This is a genomic window from Kitasatospora griseola, from assembly GCF_014648555.1.
GTDB classification, from domain to species: domain Bacteria; phylum Actinomycetota; class Actinomycetes; order Streptomycetales; family Streptomycetaceae; genus Kitasatospora; species Kitasatospora griseola.
The window spans coordinates 61,241-68,517 of the sequence record NZ_BMRI01000021.1; the positions used below are offsets into that span (position 1 = coordinate 61,241).

General features: G+C 73.9%; 9 protein-coding genes. 4 read left to right on the plus strand and 5 right to left on the minus strand.

What is annotated here, in order from left to right; all coding sequences use genetic code 11:
- From IEZ12_RS38935 to IEZ12_RS24355, 4 genes are all read right to left on the minus strand, one after another.
- On the minus strand, positions 1–287 hold a 287-nt coding region (locus tag IEZ12_RS38935; protein ID WP_229847894.1), incomplete at its 3' end, for an ATP-binding cassette domain-containing protein.
- Entirely contained in the window at positions 284–742 is a 459-nt protein-coding gene (locus IEZ12_RS24345) for a MarR family winged helix-turn-helix transcriptional regulator (RefSeq protein WP_189274660.1), read from the minus strand. The genes IEZ12_RS38935 and IEZ12_RS24345, both read right to left, overlap by 4 nt.
- Positions 743–869: 127 nt before the next feature.
- Positions 870–1,667 (minus strand): hypothetical protein, encoded by a 798-nt coding sequence (locus IEZ12_RS24350; protein ID WP_189274662.1) that lies wholly within the window; start codon positions 1,665–1,667, stop codon positions 870–872.
- Positions 1,668–1,770: 103 nt separating this feature from the next.
- Positions 1,771–2,787, minus strand: coding sequence for a transglycosylase SLT domain-containing protein (locus IEZ12_RS24355; RefSeq protein WP_189274664.1), 1,017 nt, complete (start codon positions 2,785–2,787; stop codon positions 1,771–1,773).
- A 285-nt stretch (positions 2,788–3,072) separates the two neighbouring features.
- Between IEZ12_RS24355 and IEZ12_RS24360 the strand changes: the two genes are divergently transcribed.
- Entirely contained in the window at positions 3,073–3,342 is a 270-nt protein-coding gene (locus tag IEZ12_RS24360; protein WP_043908305.1) for a GlsB/YeaQ/YmgE family stress response membrane protein, read from the plus strand.
- Between the two features lie 70 nt (positions 3,343–3,412).
- Here IEZ12_RS24360 and IEZ12_RS24365 read toward each other — a convergent pair whose 3' ends face one another.
- The gene (locus tag IEZ12_RS24365; protein WP_189274666.1) at positions 3,413–4,123 is read right to left on the minus strand and encodes a substrate-binding domain-containing protein; all 711 of its coding nucleotides are present in this window, start codon (positions 4,121–4,123) and stop codon (positions 3,413–3,415) included.
- 74 nt (positions 4,124–4,197) lie between these two features.
- Between IEZ12_RS24365 and IEZ12_RS24370 the strand changes: the two genes are divergently transcribed.
- The 3 genes from IEZ12_RS24370 to IEZ12_RS24380 all read left to right on the plus strand — a co-directional run.
- Positions 4,198–4,965, plus strand: coding sequence for an IclR family transcriptional regulator (locus IEZ12_RS24370; RefSeq protein WP_189274667.1), 768 nt, complete (start codon positions 4,198–4,200; stop codon positions 4,963–4,965).
- Between the two features lie 222 nt (positions 4,966–5,187).
- Positions 5,188–6,405, plus strand: coding sequence for a 4-hydroxybenzoate 3-monooxygenase (locus tag IEZ12_RS24375; RefSeq protein WP_189274669.1), 1,218 nt, complete (start codon positions 5,188–5,190; stop codon positions 6,403–6,405).
- Positions 6,406–6,442: 37 nt separating this feature from the next.
- Positions 6,443–7,277: amidohydrolase family protein (locus IEZ12_RS24380; protein ID WP_229847896.1), on the plus strand; the 835-nt coding region annotated here is incomplete at its 3' end.

A 7,277-nucleotide genomic window follows, 5' to 3' on the forward strand; every position in this document is an offset into this window, starting at 1 on the left:
GACAGCTGTTGGGGCACGTAGCCGAGCAGGCGGCGCACCGCGACGGGCTCGGCGCTGCAGTCGTGGCCGAACACGGCGACCATGCCGCGTGCGGTGGGCAGCAGGGTGGTGATGGCCCGGATGGTGGTGGTCTTGCCCGCGCCGTTCGGCCCGAGCAGCCCGAAGACCTCTCCGGCCCGGACCGTCAGGTCGATGCCGTCCACCGCCCTGGCACCGCCGTCCTTCTTCCGGCCACGCTCGAAGGTGTACACCAACTGCCGGCATTCGACGGCCACTTGGTCGCTCATGGAGCCACCTTCCGGTCGTTCGCCCTGGTGCGCAGCTCGGCCGCGACGGTGCGCAGCGCCGGCATCGCCTGGGTGAGTGCGGTCCGCTGGTCGGCGGGGAGTTCGGCCAGTACCTCGCCGACCAGCGCGGTGCGCCGGGCCCGCCAGTCGGCCAGCCGTCGGGCGGCCTCCTCGGTGGTGTACAGCAGTGCGGCGCGGCGGTCGGCGGGGTCGGTCTCGCGGCGCAGCAGGCCCTGTCCGACCAGCTGGTTGACCAGGGTGGAGACCGAGTTGCCGGCCAGGAACAGTTCCTCTGCGGCGTCCGAGACGCGCAGGCCGGGGGCGTCCTGGACCAGTCGCAGCAGTTCGACCTGGGCGCCGCGCAGCGGCGGGTGCTCCAGGCCGGAGCGCAGTCGGCGGCGGATCAGCCGCTGGATGCCGACCAGCAGGGCGGAGAACTCCTCGGTGTCGTCCACACTTTCGAGGTTAGCTCTGGGTGAGAGGTATCGGAGGGGGTGCGCGGGCAAAATCCTGGCCGGGAACAGGCCAAGGGCCGGCCTCCCCGGAGGGTGGCCGGCCCTCGGCGCGGGGCGACGGCGCCGGTCAGCAGTCCTGGTAGGCGGTGCAGACCGGCTTGGCGAGCGCGCTCAGCACGGCGCTGTCGGCGGGCGCGGACCAGGCGGTCTTCGGGTGGCCGCCCTTGGCGACCTCCGCCTGCAGGGTGAGCTCGACGACTGCGCCGCCGGAGGTGGTCAGGTACTCGTGCACCTGCACCGTGCCGCCGCCGGACTGCGGCAGCGTCACGGTCGCCACCAGGAACTCGCTGTCGTCGCCGGTGATCTCGGCCTTGGCCCCGGGGACGGTGGTGGCGCAGTTGCGCACCTCGTCCTTGAGCGCCCCGAGCAGGCCGAACGCGGACTGCGCGGCGGCGCTGCTCTTCGCGGCGTCGCCGAAGCTCGCGATGCTCTGGTCGGCCTTCCAGTCGCCCTCGGCGCCGCCCAGCGAGGCGGTGTCCACGCCGGGCACGGTGTCCGCCCAGTCGTCGGAGCGCTTTCCGTGGCAGAGCTGCTCGATCCGGAACCGGCCCTTGGCGCCCAGGCTCTTCGCCGAGGAGGCGGGCGCCGTCCAGTGCAGCGCCGCGTTCAGCGGCACCTGCTGGGCGCCGATCCAGGCCGCCGCCGGCACCGTCGAGGCCTTCCCGCCGCCGGTGGGCGCGCTCTGGCCGGGCTTCGGGCTGCCGGACTCCGGGTCGGCGGTCGACGGCGTCGCACTGCCGGCGGGCGCCGCGGCGCTCGTCCTCGCGGTGTCGCTCCCGCCCGTCCCGTCGGGGTCGCAGGCGGTCAGGACGAGGACGGCGGACAGGCAGGCCGCGGCGGTGGCGGTGAGGCGGAGCGGACGCACGTGGATCCCCGGGTTCGAAGTCGCTGGACGGTGGTGCCGGCCGGTCCCGCCGGCCGCCGCCGACCGGTGGACGGGCGGCGGCGGCAGGCGGATCGCGGGCGGATCAGTAGCCGCGGGCCGGACGGTTCGGGTCGGCCTGCTGCACCTTGGACGCCAGGTCGTGGCCGTCCGCCGAGACGTGGTACCGGCTCCGGATGTAGTTCATCGACGCCGCCACGTTCGCCACCGGGTCGTAGATGTCGGTGGAGGTGCCCTTGACGTGGTACGCCGCGAAGGTGGGCGGGATGGTCTGCCAGCCGCCGCGCGAGCTGTTCAGCGGGGCGCCGTCGGCCTGCTTCGCGCCGTGCGCGTTGGTGTCCCACAGGTTCACCTGCGAACCGGCCGCGTTGTACGTCGACTCGCGCTTGGCGATGGTCAGCATGCCCTTGGTCCACGCCTCGCGGGCCGCCGGGTCGGTGATGCCCATCGCGTCCAGCGCCTGCGCGATGTAGTCGCGGCAGGCGGCCTCGCCGCTCTTGAACTTGCCCTTGCCGCCGTACGTGACCTCGCTGGTCTTGATCGCTCCGGCGTGCGAGATCTCGATCTTCGGGTCGCTGCCGCCACCGTGGTCGCCGCCGCCACCGCCGTGGTCGCCTCCGCCGCCGTGGCCGCCGGGCTTGTTCGGGCTCTTCGGCTGCGGCGTGGTGGGCTTCTTCTCGGCGGGCTTGCCCGTCGGCGTGTGCTCGCCGCCCTTGCCGGGGCTCTTCGGCTGCGGCTTGGAGGGGGTGGGCTTGGTGACGATGTCGTGGGCGTGCTTCTCCGCCTCCTGGTACCGCTTGATCACGGTGCCGATCTTCTGGGTGTCCTGGGCGAGTTCCTTGGTGAGCTTCGCCTTGGTCGCCTCCAGCGCCGCGACCTGCTCGTTGATCGCGTTCACCTGCTCGCGGACCTGGGCCACCACGGCGCCGAAGCCGATGATGTTGCCGAGCGCTCCGGCAGCCAGGTCGGTGGCGACCGCCTTGCCGATCACGCCCTTGATCCGGCCGGTCTGCTGGGTCATCTCGTTCATTCGCTGTTGGATCGCCTGGAAGTCCTTCTGGATCTTCGCGAGCTCGCTCAGCGTGACGCCGAAACCTGTCATGTCGTGTCTGCTCCCCCGTCGAACCTGACGCCCGTTCAGTCGTTTATCCCACCACAGGCCGTCCCGGGGCAATCACCGGCCCCCGGCCGCGTGCGCGGCTACCCGCACGGCGGCCTCCGCAAACCACCTGACCGGGGCTTTCGCCGAGATGCCGGGACGCGCCCGGCGCGCGACCATGGCGCGTGTGGACCGCCCTCCGACGGTCCGCGCCCGACCGCACTGCCGGGGCTCGCTCCGAGGCCCGCCGCCGATCGGCCGGCGCCCTACCGGAAAGGCTGGGATTCGATGTTCCAACTCCTCTGGATTCTGCTGATCGGCTTCGTGCTGGGTGTGCTGGCCAAGCTGATCCTGCGCGGACCGCAGGCCATCCCGTGGTGGCTGACCATGCTGCTCGGCGCGGCCGGCGCCTGGCTGGGCAACGCGGTGGCCGGCTGGATCGGCGTCCGGCACACCTCCGGCATCGACTGGATCCGCCATCTGCTCCAGCTCGGCTTCGCGGTCGCGCTGATCGCCTTCGTCTCCCCCGCATGGGCGAAGTCGCACCCCAGCAGATGACCCTCCGCACCCTCCGCACCGCCGCCCGTCGAGCACTCCCGCTCGGCGGGCGGCGGCACGGCGGGCCGGGTCACCGTCCGGTCGGGCGGTGGGCGGCGGCGCGCATTCCCCTGGCCCGGGCGGTCTCCGCGGCCTCGTCGGCGGCCAGCAGGTCCAGCACCCGGCGGGCCGGGCCGGGCCGGGCGGAGGCGGTCAGGACGGCGCCGGCGAAGGTGGTGCTGATCCCCGCGTCGCCGGGCAGCGGGCCGACCACCCGCACCCCGGGCAGGTCCATCAGCTCGCTGTGCTGCTGGAAGGCGAGGTCGGCCTCGCCGGAGGCGAGCAGGGTGCCGGCCGGAACCCCGGGCGGCGTCTGGACCAGGCGGTCCCGGAGTGCCTCCGCGAGCCCCTGACGGTCGATCAGGTAGAGCACGGCGGCGCCGCTCGGCCCGGTCGAGAAGGCGATCCGACGGGCCGTCAACAGGGCGTCCCGCAGGGCCTCCTGGGTGTCGAGGGTCGGCACCGGGGAGCCCTCCGGGACGGCGGCGACCACCTGGGACACCCACAGCGGGCGGACCGTCCCGGCGCGCACCAGCCCCTCGGCCGCGAGCGCGGCCAGCGCGTCCTCGGCGAGCACCAGCACGTCGCCCGCCGCCCCTTCCCGGACCCGCCGGGCCACCTCCACGCCACCGGCCGGGACGAACCGCACCGGTAGGCCGTGCACACGCCCGATCCACTCGGACAGCTCGGCCAGGATCGGCCGGGTCGCCATCGAGGACAGGCCGACGATCTCTTCGTCCACGTCTGCTCCTTGCGTCCGGCAGATGCTACGACGGGCGAACGGGCTGTTCAACGGTGGTCTGCGACACTGCGCGGATGAACCCCACCCCGAGCACCGCCGCCGGAAAGGTCCTGGACGTCCTCGCCGTCTTCGACCGCGAACACCCCGTGCTGACCCTGTCGGAGATCGCCCGGCGGGCGGGTCTGGCGGTCAGCACCGCGCACCGGGTGGTCGCCGAACTCGCGGCGTGGGGCGCGCTGGAGCGGTCGGAGGACGGCTCCTGGCACGTCGGCCTGCGGCTGTGGGAGGTCGCCTCGGGCTGCCCGCGGACGCAGATCCTGCGGGACGCGGCACTGCCGTTCATGCAGGACCTGTACGAGGCGACCCACGAGAACATCCAGCTCGCCGTGCGCGAGGGCACCGAGCTGGTCTTCGTGGAGCGGATCGCCGGGCACCGCTCGGTGGAGTTGGTGACCATGGTCGGCACCCGGTTCCCGGTGGCGTCGACGGGCATGGGCCGGGTGCTGCTGGCGCACGCGCCGGGCCCGCTCCAGGAGGAGGTGCTGGGCGCTCCGCTGCCCGCCTGGACGCCGCACACCGTCACCGAACCGCGGACGCTGCGGGCGCAGTTGGACCTGATCCGGCGCGAGCAGGTCTTCGTCAGCGACCGGCAGCTGTCGCAGAGCACGGTGGCGGTGGCCGCGCCGGTGCGGATAGGGCGGGACGGGCCGGTGAGCGCCGCGCTGGGCATCGTGATCGCGGCGCGGGACGCGGACCGGGCCCGCGGGCTGCGCGAGCCGCTGCTGCGGGCGGTGGGCGCGATCTCGGCGGAGCTCGGCCGACGGGCCCGCACCGTGCGGTGAGGACGGGCCCCCACCGCACGGCGAGGACGGGCCCGCGCCGGGCCGGTGAGGACGGGCCCCCACCGCACGGCGAGGACGGGCCCGCGCCGGGCGGTGAGGACGGGTCCCCACCGCACGGCGAGCAGCTGGCTTTCCGCCTGACGGAAAGGCGGGCGACCGGTCGCGGCCCGGGCTGCCAGCGTTCGGGGGGAGGAAATCCCCTGCCGCTGTTCTGGAGACGCCATGGCCGCCGCCATCCCCGCCGCCGCGATCGACACCGTCACCCGGGCCCCCGTCGCGATCGTCGGCGCCGGGCCGGCCGGTCTGATGCTGGCTCACCTGCTGGGCCGCGCCGGGGTGGAGGCCGTCGCGCTGGACACCCGCACCCGGCACGAGATCGAGACCACCCAGCGGGCCGGCATCCTGGAGGCCGACGCGGCCCGGGACCTGGTGGAGACCGGGGTCGGCGACCGGATCCTGCGCGAGGGCCACGAGCACACCGGCGTCGAACTGCGCTTCGACGGCCGGGCCCACCGGATCGACTTCCAGGGCCTGGTGGGCGCCTCGACCTGGCTCTACCCGCAGACCGACGTGTTCGTCGACCTGGCCGACGCCCGCGAACGCGACGGCGGCATCGTGCACTTCGGGGTCCGCGACACCGAGGTGCTGGACGTCGACACCGCGACGCCCCGGGTCCGCTGGACGGCGCCCGACGGTGCCCGCCACGAGGTGCGGGCGCGGTACGTGGTCGGCGCGGACGGCTCCCGCAGCATGTGCCGGGACCTGGTGCCGCAGCAGCGCCGGGTGCGCTACGGGCACGAGTACCCGTTCGCCTGGTTCGGCATCATGGCCGAGGCCCCGATGAGCGCCCCGGAACTGGTCTACGCGCACTCCGAGCACGGGTTCGCCCTGATCAGCCGGCGCACCGACACGGTGCAGCGGATGTACTTCCAGTGCGATCCGCAGGACTCCGTGGACGCCTGGTCGGACGAGCGGATCTGGCAGACCCTCCAGGCCCGGGTGGCCGGCGAGGACGGCTTCCGCCTCCAGGAGGGGCCGGTGCTGGAGAAGAGCGTGCTGCGGTTCCGGTCGTTCGTCCAGGAGCCGATGCGCTGGGGTTCGCTGCTGCTGGCGGGCGATGCGGCGCACACCGTGCCACCGACCGGGGCGCGCGGCCTGAACCTGGCGCTGCACGACGTGAAGGTGCTCGCTCCGGTGCTGCTGCGGGCGCTCGGCGCCGAGGGGGCGGCCGCGCTGGACGACTACCAGCCGCGGGCCCTGCAGCGGGTGTGGCGCGCCCAGCACTTCTCGTCCTGGATGACCGCGCTACTGCACCTGCCGCCCGGCGCGAGCGCCTTCGACCTGCGGCGCCAACTCGGCGAACTGGACTGTGTGGTGGGCACCCGGGCGGGTCGCAGCCACCTGGCCGAGCAGTACACCGGCTGGCCGACCCGGGCCTGACCCCGGCCGCTGACGCCCCATCGGAGAGGACCTTCACGTGATCATCGACTGCCACGGCCACTTCACCACCGCCCCGCCGCAGCTCGCCGCCTGGCGCGAGCGCCAGCTCGCCGCCTGGCGCGAGCGTCAGCTCGCCGCCCTCGGCTCGCCGTCCGACGCGCCCGACCCGGCCGAGCTGCGGATCTCCGACGACGACCTGCGGGCGGCGATCGAGCCCAACCAGCTGCGGCTGATGGACGAGCGCGGCATCGACCTGACGGTGTTCTCGCCGCGGGCCAGTTTCATGGCGCACCACCTCGGCGACTTCGCGGTCTCCGCCGTCTGGGCGCGGATCTGCAACGACCTGGTGCACCGGGTCAGCACGCTCTACCCGCGGCGCTTCGCGATGGGCGCGATGCTGCCGCAGTCCCCCGGCGTCGACCCGGCGAGCTGCCTGCCGGAGCTGCGGCGCGCGGTGGAGCAGCTGGGCGCGGTCTCGGTGAATCTCAACCCCGATCCGTCGGGCGGGAGTTGGACGGCCCCACCGCTGACCGACCGGTCCTGGTACCCGCTGTACGAGGCGCTGGTGGAGTACGACGTGCCGGCCATGATCCACGTCAGCACCTCGTGCAACCCGGCGTTCCACACCACCGGCGCGCACTACCTGAACGCGGACACCACCGCGTTCATGCAGCTGCTCCAGGGCGACCTGTTCGCGGACTTCCCGACGCTGCGGTTCGTCGTTCCGCACGGCGGCGGCGCGGTGCCGTACCACTGGGGCCGGTTCCGCGGGCTGGCGCAGGCCCTCGGCGGGCCGCGGCCGGAGGACCTGCTGGGCCGCAACGTCTTCTTCGACACCTGCGTGTACCACCGGCCGGGCATCGACCTGCTGG

What these genes read in the sequence shown, in the direction of transcription:
- IEZ12_RS24355 (WP_189274664.1), bottom strand. Translation starts at nt 2,787, where the DNA reads ATGACAGGTTTCGGCGTCACGCTGAGCGAGCTCGCGAAGATCCAGAAG.
- IEZ12_RS24360 (WP_043908305.1), top strand. Translation starts at nt 3,073, where the DNA reads ATGTTCCAACTCCTCTGGATTCTGCTGATCGGCTTCGTGCTGGGTGTG.
- IEZ12_RS24370 (WP_189274667.1), top strand. Translation starts at nt 4,198, where the DNA reads ATGAACCCCACCCCGAGCACCGCCGCCGGAAAGGTCCTGGACGTCCTC.
- IEZ12_RS24375 (WP_189274669.1), top strand. Translation starts at nt 5,188, where the DNA reads ATGGCCGCCGCCATCCCCGCCGCCGCGATCGACACCGTCACCCGGGCC.